Origin of the sequence: Streptomyces sp. NPDC029526, assembly GCF_040637405.1 — a bacterium.
Classification (GTDB): domain Bacteria; phylum Actinomycetota; class Actinomycetes; order Streptomycetales; family Streptomycetaceae; genus Streptomyces.
Genome location: NZ_JBEZWE010000030.1, coordinates 10,470 through 27,661 on the forward strand (window position 1 = coordinate 10,470; position 17,192 = coordinate 27,661).

The window sequence follows — 17,192 nt, forward strand, 5'->3', positions numbered from 1 at the left end:
CGCGCGCGACACAGGTCCTTCACCCTGACGCGGGCGGGGGACGGGGCCCGCGGGGCCGGAAAGGAACCTGAAGGTCCTCTCAGCTTTCTTTCAGCGGCGACCGCGCGGGCGACGACCGTCGTTACGTTGCCGGACGTGACAGTCACCGAGATCCGCCCGTCCGTGGGCCAGACGCTGCTGTGGTTCCTCGACCGTTACCGAGGCGAGGAGGGCGCGCTCAACTGCCCGGTGCTGTGCAGGCTGCGCGGCCCGCTCGACCGTGACCGGCTCCGGGAGGCGGTCGGCCACGTGATGTCCCGGCACGAGGCGCTGCGCAGCACCTTCACCGGCGGGGGCCGCCGCCTCAAGGCGCTGGTGCACCCGGCCGTGTCACCGCGGATCCGCGAGGTGGACCTGGCCGGCGAGCCGGATCCCGGGGCGTGCGCCGACCGGGAGGTGGCCGCGGAACTGGGCACCCGGATCGACGCCACCGAGTGCGCCGTGCGCATCACCCTGTGGCGGCTCGCCGAGGAGCATCACGTGCTCTGCTTCAACATGCACCACCTGGTGACCGACTCGTGGTCCTGCAACGTGATCTTCGAGGACCTGTGCGCCGCGCTGGACGGCAGGCCCTGCGGCGACGCCCCCGCGTACTCGCGGTTCGCCGAGGAGCAGCGCGAGATCCTGGCCGGTCCTTCCGGGCAGCGGCTGAGGGCCTTCTGGAGCGAGCGCCTGAAGAACGTGACGCTGCCCCCGCTGCCGATGCGCCCGGCCACCGCGGGCGCGCCCCGCGACACCAGGCTCGTGCAGCACGTCCTGGACGCGCCGACGGTGGCCACGCTGGGCGCTCTGGCCAAGCGGGAGCGGTCCACGATGTTCGTGGCCCTGCTCACCGCGTACTACCGGGCCCTGAAGTCGGTCAGCGGCACCGAGGACCTGGCGGTGGCGACCCTGTTCGCCAATCGCAGCGCCGAACACCGGCGCACGGTGGGGTTCCTGGCCAACATGGTGCTGCTGCGGACCCGGCTCGCCGAGGGGGACTTCACGGCGCACCTGCGGGCCACGCACGGCACGGTGATGGAGGCGTTCGTCCACCAGGCGCTGCCGTTCCAGATGCTGCCGATCAGTCCGGGCGGCACCGAACGCCGACTCGACGACGTCGTGTTCCAGATGATGGCGGACCCGGTGTACGCGACCCGGGCCGGCGGGCTGGACATCGAGGTCCTGGTGCCCGACGACGTCGCCACCCGCTTCGAGCTGGAGCTGGTCGCCGTGCCCGACCGGGACACGGTGCGGGTGCTGCTGTTCTACAACCCCGACCGTTTCGACCCGGAATTCGCCGAGTCGCTGCTCGCCGCGTACGTCGACATCTGCACGACCGCCGCACGCACCGCGGCGCCCCACACCGACCAGGCCGGGGCGCGCCCCCGGCAGCGCACGGGAGGCCACGATGACCAGTGAGGTGACGGCGGGACGGGCGCTGTCCACCGAGGAGATCCGCGAAACCGTCGCCGCGCGGCTGGAACTCCCGGCCGCGGAGATCGGCTTGGACGAGGACCTCGTCACGCTCGGTCTGGACTCCCTGGGGATGATGAACCTGGCGGCCTCCTGGCAGCAGGCCGGTGTGGAAGTGACCTTCGGCGACCTGGTGGAGGAACCCACCGTGCGGGCCTGGGCCGCGCTGCTGTCCGGGACCGACGACGGCACGGGTCCGGGCGCGGAGGCGGAGCGGGACACGGCCGCCGGGACGGACGAGTTCCCGCTCGCCCCGATGCAGCACGCCTACTGGTCGGGCCGTCAGCCGGGCATGCCGCTGAACACCGGATCGCACTTCTACTTCGAGTTCGACGTCACCGCCGACGTCGCGCGCTGGGACGGCGCGGTGTCCGCGGTGCGCCGCAGGCACCCCATGCTGCGGGCGGCCGTCGGAGAGGGGGGCCAGCGGATCGTGCCGGAGTGCCGGGGGCTGGACGAGGTCGTCGACCTGCGGGCTCTGGAGCGCACGAAGCGCGACCAGCGCCTCGCGCACCTGCGGGAGACCCTGTCGCACCAGACGCTGCCGCTCGCCGAGCGGGGCGGGCTCGACGTGCGGTTGGCGCTGCTGCCGGCCGGGAAGGGCCGCCTCTTCCTCGACATCGACATGATCGTCTGCGATGCGTCGAGCTTCCGGATCGTCATCGGCGACCTGGCCCGCTGCTACGAGGACCCGGCCGGTGCGCCCGCGCAGCCCGCCCTGACCTTCCCCGAATACCGCCGCCTGGTAGGCGAGCACGGCCGGGGGCCCCGCCCCGAGGACGTTTCCTACTGGCGCGACCGCGCCGAGGACCTGCCCGAGGCACCCCGGCTGCCGCTGGCCGCGCCGCCGGAGCGGATCGAGCGGGTGGACACGGTCCGCAGGCACACCTGGCTCCCCCCGGAGACGTACGAACGGTTCTCCGAGCATGCGCGCAGCCACGGCCTGACCGTGTCGATGGCTGTCGCCGCCGCCTACGCGGACGTCCTCGCGGCCTGGAGCGAGGAGCCGGGGTTCCTGCTCAACCTGCCGGTGCTGAACCGGATCCCGGTGCACTCGGACGTCGGCCGGATCGTCGGGGACTTCACCGACCTGCTGCTGCTCCAGGTGGCGCCCGACGTGCGCCGTCCCTTCGTCGAGCGCGCCCGGACGGTGCAGGAGCAGTACCGGCACGATGCCGCGCACGCGGCGTACGGTGGTACTTCGGTGCTGCGCGACCTCGCCAGGACCACCGCCGGGGCGAACCGGCGGGCGGGTGTCGTGTTCACCAGCGCGCTCAGCCTCGGTGAGCTGTTCGACGGTGCGACCCGTGCGGTGCTCGGCACCCCGGTGTGGATGAGTTCGCAGACGTCGGGCGTGTGGATCGATGTGCAGTTGATCGAGCACGACGACGGCATGCTGATCAACTGGGAGAGCGCCGAGAACCTCTTCGAGGCCGGTGTTCCCGAGGCGATGTTCGACGCCTTCGTCAACCGGGTGCGGCTGCTCGCCTCGCAGCCCAGCGCCTGGTGGGAGAGTCTGCCGGTGCGACCGCCCGATGCGCAGCTCCAGGCCCGCCGCAGGGCCAACGACACCCGCACGGACCTGCCCCGCCGGGCGCTGCACGAGGAGTTCTTCCGGCAGGCGGCCGAGCGCGGCGGGGCACCGGCGGCGCTCTGGGGCGACGGCGGGGTGCTGACGTACGGGGAACTCGCCGAACGTGCCCTGCGGCTGGCCCATGTGCTGCGCACCGCCGGTGTCGGAGCGGGCGACCGGGTCGTGATCACCCTGCCCAAGGGTGTCGAACAGGTGGTCGCTGTGCTGGCGGTGCACGCGCTGGGCGCGGCGTACGTGCCGGTGGGGACGGAACAGCCGGAGGCACGGCGGCGTACCGTGGAGTCGCTGTCCGGCGCCCGATGCGCGGTGACCGCGGGTCCGGCCCGGGAGGCGGCCGACGGCCGGATTCCGCACGTGGACGTACGGTGCGGCACCGACCGTGAACTGCCGTCGTTGAAGCGTCCGGTGGACGTCCCGCCGGACGCACTCGCCTATGTGATCTTCACGTCCGGCTCGACCGGGGAACCGAAGGGCGTGGAGCTGACCCATGCGGCGGCCCACAACACCGTGGCCGCGCTGAACGAGCGCTACCGGATGGGCCCGGCCGACCGCACCCTGTGCCTGTCGGCGCTCGACTTCGACCTCTCCGTCTACGACATCTTCGGCCCTCTCACCTGTGGTGGCGCGTTGGTCCTGGTCGACGACGAGGAGCGGCGTTCCCCCGGGACATGGCTGAGCAGGGCGGCCGAGCACCGGGCCACCGTCCTCAACTGCGTGCCCGCCCTGCTCGACATGGCGCTGACCACGGCCTCGTCGCGGCCGGAGCCGGGCGGCTGGCCGTTCCGGCTCCAGCTGCTCGGCGGCGACTGGGCGGGGCTCGACCTGCCGGGCCGGGTGCACGCGCTGCGTCCGGACAGCGTGTTCGTGGTCCTGGGCGGCACCACGGAGACCGCGATCCACTCGACCGTCCAGGAAGTCACGGAGGTGGATCCCTCCTGGGCCTCGATCCCGTACAACGTGCCGCTGCCCAACCAGTGCTGCCGGATCGTCGACGAGCACGGCGGCGACCGCCCCGACTGGGTGGCCGGGGAGCTGTGGATCGGCGGGGCCGGGGTGGCCCGGGGGTACGTGGGCGCACCGGAGCTGACCGCCGCGAGGTTCACGGAGGCGGACGGCACGCGCTGGTACCGCACCGGCGACCGGGCCCGCTACCGGCCCGGGGCCGTGATCGAGTTCCTCGGCCGCGCCGACCTCCAGGTCAAGGTGAACGGTTACCGCATCGAACTCGGTGAGCCCGAAAGGGCGTTGAGCCTGCATCCCGGTGTCCGCGACGCCGTGGTGACGCCGGTCGCCGAGCACGGTGGCGCGCTGTACGCCCTGGTCACCCCGAGCACGGCCGACACCGAGGGCGTGCTGGCCACTGCCGCCCGGCAGTTGCCGCCGTACATGGTTCCCGCCCGCGCGGTGGCCGTCGACGAGCTGCCGCTGAGCCGCAACGGCAAGGTGGATCGCGCGGAGGCGGGGCGGCTGCTGGCCGCGAAGATGAGCGAGCGGATGGCCGGCGGCGCGTCGGAAGCCCCGCGCGGTGCGGCGGAGGAGACCGTCGCCGCGCTGTGGGCGGACCTTCTCGGCTGCGGGCCCCTGGGCCGGAACACCAACTTCTTCCACATCGGCGGTGACAGCCTGCAGGCCACCCGCCTGCTGGCCGCCCTGCGCCGGCAGGGGTACGAGGCCAGGCTCGGCGACCTGTTCACCCGTCCCACGGTGAGTGGCTTCGCCGGGACGCTGACGCGCGCCGAGGCGCACGCACCCGCCACGGTCCCGGCCGACCCGGAGCACCGGTACGAGCCCTTCCCGCTCACCGACGTGCAGCGCGCCTACTGGCTCGGCCGCGACCCCGACTTCGTCCTCGGCGGCGTCGCCTCGTACTGGTACTGGGAGTTCGAGAGCGACCGGGTCGACCTGGACCGGCTGGAGGCGGCCTGGAACATGCTGGTGCGACGGCACGAGATGCTGCGCGCCGTGCTGGACGGCGACGGCGGCCAGCGCATCCTGCCCGAGGTGCCGCACTACCGGTTCACGGTCACCCGCACCACCGCGGCCGACCACGAGGAGGCGGTCGCCGCGCTCGGGGAGATGGCGCAGCAGGTGCTCGACGTGACCTCGTGGCCGCTGTTCGACGTGCGCGCCGTGCAACGGGACGACGGACGCACGGTGCTGGGTGTGGGCTTCGACTACGTGGTGCTCGACGCGCTGTCGATCATGACCATCTTCACCGAGCTGAACGCGCTCTACGCCGACCCCCGCCGGGAACTTCCGGAGCTGGAGCTGTCCTTCCGCGACTACCTGCTCGCCCAGCGGACTGATCCCGCCGCGAAGGCGCGGGACGAGGAGTACTGGCTGGCGGCGATCGAGGAGCTGCCCCCGGCTCCGGCACTGCCCACGGCCCTGGACCCCGAGCGCATCGACCGGCCGCGGTTCGTGCGGGACGAGTTCCGCATCGACGCGACGACCTGGGCGAAGCTCCGCCGCCGCACGGCCGACGAGGCGCTGACCGCGTCGACGGTCGTGGCGGCCGCCTTCGCCGAGGTGCTGGCGATGTGGAGCGCCGAGACCTCGCTGACGCTCAACCTGACGGTCTTCGACCGTCAGGACGTACATCCCCAGGTGAACCAGGTGGTCGGCGACTTCACCTCCCTGCTGCTGCTCGGTCACCACAGCCGTCCCGAGAGTTCCTGGGCCGACACCGTGCGCCGGTTGCAGGAACAGGCCTGGAAGGGCATCGAGCACCGGAACGTCCCCACCACCTGGGTGCTCCAGCAACTGGCCCGGCGCTCCGGGGGCGGACAGATGCTCATGCCGGTGGTGTTCACCTCCACCCTCGGGGTGAGCGCCGACTTCAAGGACATCTCCTTCGGGTTCGGCGAGCTGCGCCGCGGACTCTCCCAGAGCCCGCAGGTCGCCCTGGACTGCCAGGTGGTGGAGCGCGACGGCGGACTCGCCGTCAACTGGGACCACGTCGAGGGCCTCTACAGTCCCGGGGTGGTCCCGGCGGCCCTGGAGGCGATGCGCCGTCTGCTGGTGGCGCTCGCCGACAGCGACTGGTCCCGCCCGGCCCCGCCGGTCGCCCTGCCCGAGGCGCAGGCGACGGTCCGCGCCGAGGCGAACGCCACCGCCGTGGCCCGCGCCGCGCGTACGCTGCACGAGCCGGTCCTCGACGTCGCCCGCCGCACTCCCGGTGCCGTCGCGGTGCGCACCCCGTCCGGCGAGGCCCTGACCTACGCCGAACTGGCCGGCCGGGTGCTCGGTGTCGCCGGACACCTGGTGTCGCTCGGGGCGCGGCCGGGCGAGACCGTGGTCGTCTCGCTGCCGAAGGGGCCCGACCAGGTGGTCGCGGTGCTCGGCGTGCTGGCCGCGGGTTGCGCGTACGTACCGGTGGGAGTGGGGCAGCCGGCCGCGCGCCGCAACCGGATCGTGCGGTCCGCCGGGGCGCGCCTCGCCCTGGTCGCGGACGGCCCGGCGTCCGGCGGGGACTGGGACGGGGCGGTGCGGCTGGTGCCGGTGGCCGAGGCGTCGGCGGCCGCTCCGCTCGCGGAGCCGGTGCCGGTGGACCCGGGACAGCTCGCGTACGTCATCTACACCTCGGGCTCCACCGGTGAGCCCAAGGGGGTGGAGATCACCCACGCGGCCGCCGCCAACACCATCGACGACGTCAACGACCGCTACGGCGTGGGGCCCGCCGACACCGTCCTCCAGGTCTCGGCACTCGACTTCGACCTGTCCGTCTACGACCTGTTCGGACTGCTCGCGGTGGGCGGCACCGTGGTGACCCTGACCGAGGACGTCCGCCGGGAAGCGGCCGTCTGGGCCCGTCTCGCCACCGAACACGGGGTCACCGTCTGGAACACGGTGCCCACCCTTCTCGACATGCTGCTGGTGGCGTGCGAGTCGGGCACGAGCCTGCCGGAGCTGCGGGTGGCGATCGTCTCCGGCGACTGGGTCGGGCTGGACCTCTGCGACCGGCTGCGGACGAGCGCCCCGAACGCCCTGCTCGTCGCCATGGGCGGTGCCACCGAGGCCTCGATCTGGTCGAACGCCCACGAGGTGACGGCCGTCGATCCCTCGTGGGTGTCGGTCCCGTACGGGCGTCCGCTGGCCAACCAGCGCTTCCGCGTGGTCGACCCACACGGCCGGGACCGGCCCGACTTCGTGCCCGGCGAGCTGTGGATCGGGGGCTCCGGTGTGGCCCTCGGCTACCGCGGCGACCCGGACCGCACAGCGGCCTCGTTCGTCGTGGCCGGGGGCGAGAGGTGGTACCGCACCGGCGACCTGGGCCGCTATCACCCCTCGGGAGTCCTGGAGTTCCTGGGCCGGCGCGACCACCAGGTGAAGGTGCGCGGGCACCGGATCGAGCTCGGCGAGATCGAGACCGGGCTGCGCGAACTGCCTGGTGTGGCGAGCGCGGTGGCCTGGGTCGACGCCAGTGCCGGGGTGCACCGCCTGGCCGCGGTCGTCACCCCGGAGCAGGGCGCGGCTCCCGCTCCGTCGGCGGCGAAGCTGCTGGCGGCGCTGGCCGCGCGCCTGCCCGCCCACATGCTCCCCGAACACCTCACCGTCGTCGAGCAGCTCCCCCTGAACGCGAACGCCAAGGTGGACCGCGCCGCCGTCGCGCGGACGTACGGGCTGCGTCACCCGGCGCAGGAGCCCGCGGCGGACGACCGTCCGCGGGGGGACACCGAACGCGCGGTGGCCGAGGTGTGGGCCGATCTGCTGGAGGCCCCCGGGGTGGGCCGCAGCGCCAACTTCTTCGGCCTCGGCGGTGACAGCCTCACCGCCACCCGGATCATCCAGCAGTTCGCCAAGCGGTTCGGTGTGGAGCTCTCGCTGCGCCAGCTCTTCAACCACCCGACCATCGCCGGGATCTCCGCCGTCCTCGACGCCGAGATCTCCGGCAGCCACCCGCGCCAAGCCTCCGTCCGACTGGAAGAAGGTGTCCTGTGACCGCCGCCGACATCATCAGCGAACTCGAGCAGGCCGGACTGCACCTGTGGGAGGACGAGGGCAGACTCCGCTTCCGGGGCCCTGAAGGGATCATGACTCCCGAGCGCCGGGCCCTGCTCTCCGGCTGCCGGGAGGACGTGCTCCGGGCGCTGCGCGAGCGCAGCCCGCAACAGGTGCGGCCCGATCCCGACGCGGCCCACGAGCCGTTCCCGCTCACCGAGGTCCAGTCGGCCTACCTGCTGGGTCGCCGGGGTGCCTTCGAGTACGGCTCGGTGCCCTGTCACGCCTACGGGGAGCTGGAGTTCCCCGCGCTGGAGCGGGACCGGCTGCTGCCGGCCTGGCAGCGGGTGGTCGACCGGCACGACATGCTGCGGGTGGTCATCGACCACGACGGCCACCAGCGGGTCCTGAAGGATCCGCCCGCCCCCGTCATCGGCTGGCACGACGCGACCACGCTGCCCCCGGCGGCGGGCGAGGGAATCCTCCGCGAGGTCCGCGGCCGGCTCTCCGCGGAGTCCAAGGACGTCACCGCGTGCCCGCTGTACTCGCTGGAGGTCACCGAGTTCGCCGACCGGGCCGTCCTGCACTTCTCCATCGACTTCCTGATCGCGGACTACGTGAGCATCTACCGGCTGCTGGACGAGTTCGGCACGTTCTACGAGGACCCGGACGCCGCGCTCCCGGCCCCCGGGATCTCGTTCCGTGACTATCTGCGGGCGGAACGGGCGGTGCGCCAGGGGCCCGCGTACGAGCGCGACCGCGACTACTGGACAGGACGCCTGGACAGTCTGCCGCCCGCCCCCGAACTGCCGTTGGTCGACCGGCCCAGCCGAGAGGGGCCGGCCGGTTTCACCCGGCGCGAGCTGCGGCTGGAGCCCGCGCGGTGGTCGGCGCTCAAGACCCGTGCCGGGAAGCAGCAGGTCTCCGCCTCGACGGCCGTGATGGCCGCGTACGCCGAGGTGATCGGCCGCTGGAGCCGCAACCCCCGGTTCACGCTCGACGTGACGGTGCTCAGCCGGCTCCCGCTGCACCCGGACGTGAACGACATCGTGGGCGACTTCACCTCGGTCGAGCTGCTGGCCGTCGACGGCGGCTGCGCCGACACCTTCGCCGGACGCGCCCGCAGGGCGGGCGAGCAGCTCTTCGAGGACCTCGACCACCGGCTGTTCTCAGGCGTGGAGGTGCTGCGCGAGCTGACCCGCCGCCGGGGCCGGCAGGGAGCGATGATGCCGGTGGTGTTCACCAGCGCCATCGGACTCTCCGACGGTCTCGCCCCGCAGGGCATGATGCGCTCCCAGATCCGCAACGGCATCAGTCAGACGCCGCAGGTCTGGGTGGACTGCCAGGCGATGGAGGCCGCGGGGGCGCTGCTCGTCAACTGGGACGTGCGGGACGACACCGTGCCCCAGCCGGTCCTCGACGACATGTTCGCCGCGTTCCGTGACCTCCTGCACCGGCTCGCGGACGGGGACGAGGCGTGGGAGGGGGACCCGCTCGCCCTGCCCGCCCACCAGGCGCGGCGGCGCGCGGCGGTCAACGACACGGCCCGGCCCGTGAGCGACGCCCTGCTGCACCGGGCGCTGCTCGACACGGCGGGCCGACGCCCGGACGCGACGGCGGTGATCGACCACCGCGGAAGCGTCGACCACGCGACGCTGACCGGCCGGGCCGCCGCCGTGGCCGCCGCGCTCACCGCGCGGGGCCACCGGCCGCACCAGCGGGTCGCGGTGGTGCTGGAGAAGGGCTGGGAACAGGTCGCCGGGGCGCTCGGGGTGCTGCTGGCCGGTGGCACGTACGTGCCGGTCGAGGCGGGCCAGCCCGACGCCCGGCGCAACAAGATCATCGAGTCCGCCGGGATCGGCCTGGTGGTCGCGCACAGCACGGTCGGCGGCGAACTGCCCGCAGGCGTCGGACGCATCGACGTGGACCGCCTGTCCACGGCCCCTCTCGAGGAGGTCGCGGTGTCCCCGGACGACTCCGCGTACGTCATCTTCACCTCGGGTTCGACCGGTGAGCCGAAGGGCGTGGAGATCAGTCACCGCGCGGCGGTCAACACCCTGGACGACGTGTGCCGCAGGTTCGGGATCGGCCGGGACGACGTCGCGCTGGGGCTGTCGAGCCTGGGCTTCGACCTGTCGGTCTTCGACGTCTTCGGCGTCCTCGGCCGGGGCGGCACCCTGGTGCTTCCCGACCCGGAGCGGCGCAGCGACCCCTCGCACTGGGCCGAGCTGATCACCGGTCACGGGGTGACGGTGCTGAACACGGTGCCCGCCCAGATGATGCTGCTGGAGGAGTACCTGCGCGGTGACCTCCGCGACTGCGCGAGCGTGCGCCTCGGCATGATGTCGGGTGACTGGATACCCGTGACGCTCCCCGACGCCGTCCGCGCACGGCTCCCGCGGGTGGAGCTGTACAGTCTCGGCGGCGCCACCGAGGCATCGATCTGGTCGGTCTTCCACCCGATCGGCGAGGTCGACCCGGCGGCGCCGAGCATCCCCTACGGCACTCCGCTGGAGAACCAGCGCTTCCACGTGCTCGACGCGTTCCTGCGGCCCTGCCCCGACCTCGTCGTGGGCGACCTGTACATCGCCGGCACCGGCCTCGCCAAGGGCTACCTGGGCGACCCGGAGAAGACCGCGGCGAGCTTCTTCGCGCTGCCGGACGGCGAGCGGGTGTACCGCACCGGCGACCTCGCCCGCTATCTGCCCGATGGCACCCTGGAGTTCATCGGCCGCGACGACCGGCAGGTCAAGATCCGCGGCCACCGCATCGAGCTGGCCGAAGTGGAGTCGGCCCTGGCCGCCGATCCGCAGGTCGACGCGGTGGCGGTGGCCACGCAGGGCGAGCGCAACGACCGCAGGCTGGTCGCCTTCGTCTCGCCCTCGCCCGCCGACCCGGCCGACCACGCCGTGGACGCGGCACTGGTGCCCGAGGTGCTCGCGGCCGCCGAAGAGATCCGCGAGGGGGTGGACGTCGCGAAGGTGGTCGAGTTCGCGGCCGTGCTCGACGACGCGGCGCTGCGCCGCATGGTGGACGTCCTGCGCCAGGAAGGCGTGTGGCCGGACGCCGCGACGCGTCACGGCACCTCCGAGATCATGCGGCTGGCCAGGGTGGCCCCCCGGCACGAGCGGCTGGTGCGCCGCTGGCTGGCCGCCTGCGTGGAGAACGGCTATCTGGACCGGGCCGCGGACGGCACCTTCGGCTGCCTGCGCCTGGTCGCCCCCGAGGACGTCGAGCAGGCGTGGGCCGAGGTCGACCGGCTGCTGCCGGAGGCCAACGACCGTCCCGAGCTGGTGAACTACTTCAAGCTCGCCGCCACCCACCTGCCGGAGCTGATGCGCGACGAGCGGGACCCGTTGCGGATGCTCTTCCCCGAGGGCGACCTGAGCATCCACGAGGCCGCCTACATGGAGGGCTTCCTCTCCCGCTACCTCAACCGGCTGGCCACCTCCACCGTGCTGGGCGTGGCCCGGCGCAACCCCTCCGGCCGTCCGCTGCGCGTGCTGGAGGTCGGCGCGGGCGTCGGCGGCACCAGCGTCGACACCATCCCGGTGCTGGACGGCGAGAACGTCCGCTACACCTTCAGCGACGTGTCGCAGTTCTTCCTCAACAAGGCCGGTGAGAGGTTCGCCGAACACCCCTGGGTGGACTACGCGCTCTTCGACTTCAACGAGCCGTACCGCGAACAGGGCGTCAGGCCGAACTCGGTCGACGTGATCCTGTGCGGCAACGTCATGCACTACGCGAAGGACGCCCGGCAGGTCCTGCGCCGGATGCGCGAGGCGCTGGTGCCCGGCGGATGGCTGGTCTTCATCGAGACGACCCGCGACAACTACCAGATCCTCACCTCGATGGAGTTCCTCTTCGACGCCACGGCCGGGGACTTCCAGGACGTGCGCCACGGCAAGGACCAGACCTTCATCGGCCGCGGACAGTGGTACGACCTGCTCACCGAGGCCGGCGGCGACCTGGAGCTGTGCGTCCCGGCACCGGAGGACGAGTTGGCCCGCATCGGGATGCACGTCTTCGCGGCCCGTTTCAAGACCGACCGCGAACCGCTCGACACCGAGGAACTGACCCGGCGGCTCGCCGAGCGGCTTCCGGCGGAGATGATCCCGTCCCGTTTCGAGGTGCTGGACGCTCTGCCCCTGACCGACAACGGCAAGGTCGACCGCGCCACCCTGGCCCGGTGGGCCGAGGAACACGGCGCGGCGGGCGCCGCGGTCGCCGGGGAGAGCGCGCGCGAGGCGGGCGCCCTGGAGCTGGCGGTCGCCGCGGTGTACGCGGAGGTGCTGCGCGAGTCGGACGTCCCGCTCGACACCAACTTCTATGCGCTGGGCGGGGATTCGCTGCTCGCCGCCCAGCTCGTCACGGCGCTGCGCGAGCAGGTGCCGGCCGCGTCCGGCATCTTCTTCGACGAACTGCTGCGCGAGCTGCTGGGCGGCGCGTCGGTGCGCGAGCTGTCCGAGTTCCTCCAGCAGGGGCAGGACGTGGCGGAGGAGAACGGGGCCGGTGACGAACTGGTGCTGACCGGGACGGCGGACGCGCTCGGCAACCCGGTACACGTCCTGGTCGCCGACGGTCTGGGCGACCAGGTGGAGCGGCTCGCCGCCGGCCTCGGGGCGCACGACCCGGTGGTGGTGGTGCCGCAGGTGCGGGTGGCCGAGGGGCAGGGTCTGGACGACGTGGCGCAGGAGATCGTGGCGCGGGTACGGGGGCTGAGCCCGGGTCCGTTCCACCTGGTCGGCGCGCACAGCGGGGGTGTGCTGGCGCTCACCGTCGCCCAGCAGCTGGCCGAGCTCGGCGCCCCGGTGTGCGGGCTGACCGTGCTGAGCAGCTACCCGCTGCCCGCCACCGTCCGCGACGACGTCCTGGAGGAGGCGCTGTTCTGCCTGGACCGCGGGCAGGACCCGGCCGTTCTGGGCTACCCGGACGTCCCCGCTCTCGGGGAGGCGCTCGCCGCGCTCGCCCCCGCCGGTGACATTCCGCCCGGTGCGCTGGCCGGGCTGGCGGGCCGGAGCGAGCCGGGGCTGCGAGCCGTGGGCGAGACGGCCGCCGCTCTCGGCGCGCGCTCGCGCGGGGAGCGGCTGGCCGCGCTCGCCGCGGCTGTCGGGCTCGGCGCGGACGAACTCGGCGAACGCCTCGCGCGGGGCCGGGCGCTGGCGGGCTGCGTCGTCGCCCACGACCCGGGGCTGTACACCGGGGAGGCCCGGCTGCTGGTGCACGACGAGGAGTCCCCCCTCTGGCCCACGATGGCCGCCGACATGACCGCGCTGTGGGAGGCGGTCTGCGTGGGCGGACTCCTGCGGCAGACCGTGCCCGGCGACCATTTCACCTGCCGTGAGCTGGTCACCTCCGATGTGATCGACCTGCCCGATGAGGAGAACGCGTGAGCGAGCACAGCACCCCGTCGGTCGCGGTGGTCGGCTCCTACGGCGCCGTCGGCGCGGCCGCCGTACGGGCCATCGCCGACCGCCTTCCCCACGCCGTCGTACGGCTCGGCGGGCGCGACCGCAGCCGGGCCGAGACCCTGCTGGCCAAGTCCGGGCTGCGCGGTGAGGCGGTCGAGGTGGACCTGTACGACGGCCGGTCGCTGGCCCGGTTCTGTCGCGGCGCGCGTGTCGTCCTCAACTGCGCGGGCCCCTCCTACCAGGTCCTGGACCGGGTGGCCTGGGCCGCGGCGGCGGCCGGCGCCGACTACGTCGACCCGGGCGGTGACGAACCGCTGCTGGAGGCACTGACCCGGCCGGGCACCTTCACCGGTACCGCCGTCATCACGGCGGGCATGCAGCCGGGCCTGACCGGTCTGCTCCCCCGTCACCTGTGCTCCACCCTGCGCCACCCGCGGCGGCTGACGGCCTACGTCGGCACGATGGACCGGCTCACCCCGGCCGGGGCCGCCGACTACCTGCTGTCCATGGGCGGTGCGTACGGGGAGGCCCGCGGCGCGATCAGGGGCGGCATCCGCGTGGAGCGTGAGCTGGAGCCGCGGACCGGCGTCGCACTGCCCTACGCGCACAACCGGGTGGACGTCTACCCGTACCTGAGCTTCGAGTCCGCGCGGCTCCCCGAGGTCACCGGGCTCACGGAGATCGACTGGTACAACGTCTTCGACGGCGGCGCGCACATGATGAACTGCCTGAGCCGGCTCCAGGGGGCGATGCGCGGTGAGTCCGCTCTCGCCGAGGCGGCCGAGGAGCTCACCCGTGCAGCGGCGCTCGACCTGTTCGGCAGGGACCCGTTCCAGCTCATGCTCTTCGAGGTCACCGGCACCGACGGCACCGGTCGCCCGGCCACCCGCAGCATGGCCCTGCGCGCCGGTGACACGTACGCCCTGACCGGCCTCGCCAGTGCGCTGGCCGTGCTGGCGGTGCTCGACGGAAGGGCGGGCCCGGGGGTGCACTTCGGCTCCGACGTGCTCGACGCCGAGACCGTACTCGCCGCCTTGCGGGCCGAGCCCGCGGTCGGGCTGCTGGAGATCGTCGACCGGCCGATCCTCGCGGCCCGTGCCATGGAGGAGGGCGAACTGTGATCCGCCCGCGCGTCCTGGTGGCCGGCACCGGCTTCGGCCGTGCCTACCTGGCGGCCTTCGAACGGGCGGACTTCGGCTTCGAGCTGGCCGGGATCCTGGCGTCCGGCAGTGCCCGCAGCCGCGCCTGCGCCGCGCACCACGGCGTACCGCTGTGGACCACGGTCGAGGAGGTGCCCGACGACGTCGACCTGGCCTGTGTGGTGATCGGCGGGGTGATGAACGGCGGCCCCGGGCCCCGGCTCTCCGAGGCGCTGATGCGCCGCGGTGTGCACGTGTTGCAGGAACACCCACTGCACCCTGACGAGTTGGTGGCATGCCTGCGCGCCGCCACCGAGTCCGGGGTGGTGTTCCGGCTGAACACGCATTATCCGCACGTGGAGCCGGTGCGCCGGTTCATCGGCGCCGCCCGCGAGCTGGTGGCCCGGCAGCAGCCGCTGTTCCTCGACGTGACCTGTGCCTTCCAGGTGCTCTACACGGTCTTCGACATCCTGGGCCGGGCGCTGGGGTCGATCCGCCCGCACGGCGTCGACGGGGTGCTCGCGGAGGCGCCGGAGGCACCGTACCGGAGCCTCACCGGCCGCTTCGCCGGTGTCCCGATGTCCTTCCGGCTCCAGAACGAGCTGGTGCCCTCCGATCCGGACAACTACAGCCACCTCTTCCACCGCATCACCCTGGGCACGGACGGGGGGCATCTCACCCTGGTCAACACGCACGGCCCGGTGCAGTGGAGCATGCGCCCGCACATGCCGGACGACATGCGGGAACTGGTGCGCTTCGGCGATTCCGCCGCCCCGCACCTCGCGGTGCCGAGCGTGGAGCACCTGGGTCCGGCGCAGGGCGCCTCGTACAGCGAGGTGCTGCGCGACCTGTGGCCGCAGGCCACGGCGCGGGCCATCGCGGCGACCTGGGACGAGGCCCGGTCGGGCGCCGACAGCCGGGGGCACGTGCAGTACCACGTGGCCCTGGCGAAGCTGGCGATGCGCGTGAGCGAGGCCTGCGGGCCGGTACGCCTGCGCCGCCCGGAGGCGCCACCGGAACTCCTCGCCGCCTCGGACCTGTTGGAGGCCCCGTGAGCACCCTTGTCCCGAACCCGTGGCTGCGCTGCTACTTTCCCCGGCCCGAGGCCGTGCGGCGTCTCGTGTTCTTCCCGCACGGCGGCGGGGCGGCGAGCTTCTACCGCCGGCTGGTGCGCGACCTGCCCGAGGACGTCGAGGGCATGGTGGTGCAGTACCCGGGCCGGGAGGACCGCATCGGCGAACCCTGCTGCACCGACATGCCCGGCCTGGTGGAGCCACTGGCCAAGGCACTGACCCGACTGGACGACAAACCGGTGTGGTTCTTCGGGCACAGCATGGGCGCCTCCGTCGCGCACGAGGTCACCCTGCTCCTCGGCACGGCGGGCGAGGCGCTCCCGGAACGCCTGATCGTCTCCGGCCGGCCGGGACCGGCCCGGCAGCGCCCGGACGACAAGCACCTGGACGACGAGCGGCTGTGGACCGACGTGTGCCGCCTCGGCGGCACCGACGCACGGCTGCTCGAACTGCCGGGCCTGCGCGAGATGACGCTGCCGATGCTCCGCGCCGACTACCGGCTGGTGGGCACCTACCGCCCCGGGACGGGCCGCGACCTGTCGGTGCCGGTGAGCGTCTGCTACGGCACCGAGGACCCCGAGGTCGAGGCGCCGGACGCGGCGTCCTGGGCGGAGGCCACCTCGGCGCAGACCGAGGTGACGGCGTTCCCGGGCGGCCACTTCTATCTGCGCGGGCCCGCCCACGAGGAGTTGACGCACTGGCTGGCCCGACGGCTGCACGGCCGGCCCCGGCAGACCCACACCGACCCCGCGGGAAGGAACCGAGGATGATCGTGCGCCCCGTCGTGGAGAAGTACGCCGAGGAGGTCTCCTCCCCGGCACCGTCCTGGCTGGCCGCCCTGGTCGCCGACACGGAGGCCGAGACGGACCTGCCGGCCATGATGGTGGGGAGTCTGGAGGGGGAGTTCCTGGCCTCCCTGGTGTTCGCCCTGCGGCCCCGCCGCATCCTGGAGATCGGCACCTTCACCGGCTACTCCGCGCTCTGCATGGCCCACGCGATGCCGGAGGACTCCGAACTCCACACCTGTGAGCTGAGCCCGCTGCACGCCTCGATCGCGCGCAAGCACTTCGCGGCCTCGCCCCGGGCGGAGCGCATACACCTGTGGGAGGGCCCGGCCCTGACGTCGGTCAGGGACCTTCCCGGCCCCTTCGACCTGGTCTTCCTCGACGCCGACAAGCCCGGGTACATCGACTACTACGAGACGGTGCTGCCGAAGCTGTCCCCGCACGGACTGCTCCTGGCCGACAACGTCCTCCAGTTCGGCGGTGTCGCCAACGAGCGGGACCAGCAGCCCGACACCGTCGCGATGCGCGCGTTCAACGCACACGTGGCGGCCGACCCCCGGGTGCGGCAGAGCGTGCTCACCGTACGGGAGGGAGTGAGCGTCATCCGGCGGGCCGGCTGACCGGACCCGCGCGCACGAGACGGCGCCCGGACCTCGTGCGGAGGTCCGGGCGCCGTCTCGTAGGCGCCGGGCCCGCCCGCGGACCCCGGGGGGGCCCCGGGGGCTCAGGTAGGCGGCCGGAGGGTGTTGTTGGTG

Annotated in this window: 7 protein-coding genes; all 7 read left to right on the forward strand. The window is 73.2% G+C overall.

Features of this window, described 5'->3' with window-relative positions; all coding sequences use genetic code 11:
* Positions 1 to 135 precede the first annotated feature (135 nt).
* Genes AB0F01_RS30320 through AB0F01_RS30350 form a run of 7 tightly spaced genes read left to right on the forward strand, consistent with a single transcriptional unit; the run spans position 136 to position 17,057 of the window.
* Entirely contained in the window at positions 136 to 1,440 is a 1,305-nt protein-coding gene (locus AB0F01_RS30320) for a condensation domain-containing protein (RefSeq protein ID WP_362102377.1), read from the forward strand.
* On the forward strand, positions 1,430 to 8,029 hold the full coding sequence (locus AB0F01_RS30325; RefSeq protein WP_362102379.1) for an amino acid adenylation domain-containing protein: 6,600 nt from the start codon (positions 1,430 to 1,432) through the stop codon (positions 8,027 to 8,029). The genes AB0F01_RS30320 and AB0F01_RS30325 overlap by 11 nt, the downstream gene beginning before the upstream one ends.
* The gene (locus AB0F01_RS30330) at positions 8,026 to 13,422 is read left to right on the forward strand and encodes an amino acid adenylation domain-containing protein (protein WP_362102382.1); all 5,397 of its coding nucleotides are present in this window, start codon (positions 8,026 to 8,028) and stop codon (positions 13,420 to 13,422) included. Before AB0F01_RS30325 ends, AB0F01_RS30330 begins: the two co-directional genes overlap by 4 nt.
* The gene (locus AB0F01_RS30335) at positions 13,419 to 14,561 is read left to right on the forward strand and encodes a saccharopine dehydrogenase NADP-binding domain-containing protein (protein WP_362102385.1); all 1,143 of its coding nucleotides are present in this window, start codon (positions 13,419 to 13,421) and stop codon (positions 14,559 to 14,561) included. Before AB0F01_RS30330 ends, AB0F01_RS30335 begins: the two co-directional genes overlap by 4 nt.
* The gene (locus tag AB0F01_RS30340; RefSeq protein WP_362102388.1) at positions 14,558 to 15,634 is read left to right on the forward strand and encodes a Gfo/Idh/MocA family oxidoreductase; all 1,077 of its coding nucleotides are present in this window, start codon (positions 14,558 to 14,560) and stop codon (positions 15,632 to 15,634) included. Before AB0F01_RS30335 ends, AB0F01_RS30340 begins: the two co-directional genes overlap by 4 nt.
* On the forward strand, positions 15,631 to 16,422 hold the full coding sequence (locus AB0F01_RS30345; protein WP_362102391.1) for an alpha/beta fold hydrolase: 792 nt from the start codon (positions 15,631 to 15,633) through the stop codon (positions 16,420 to 16,422). The genes AB0F01_RS30340 and AB0F01_RS30345 overlap by 4 nt, the downstream gene beginning before the upstream one ends.
* Entirely contained in the window at positions 16,419 to 17,057 is a 639-nt protein-coding gene (locus tag AB0F01_RS30350; RefSeq protein WP_362102394.1) for an O-methyltransferase, read from the forward strand. The genes AB0F01_RS30345 and AB0F01_RS30350 overlap by 4 nt, the downstream gene beginning before the upstream one ends.
* Positions 17,058 to 17,192 lie beyond the last annotated feature (135 nt).

Excerpts from the sequence above, each read along its gene's own strand:
- AB0F01_RS30325 (WP_362102379.1), top strand. The coding sequence starts at position 1,430 with ATGACCAGTGAGGTGACGGCGGGACGGGCGCTGTCCACCGAGGAGATC.
- AB0F01_RS30350 (WP_362102394.1), top strand. The coding sequence starts at position 16,419 with ATGATCGTGCGCCCCGTCGTGGAGAAGTACGCCGAGGAGGTCTCCTCC.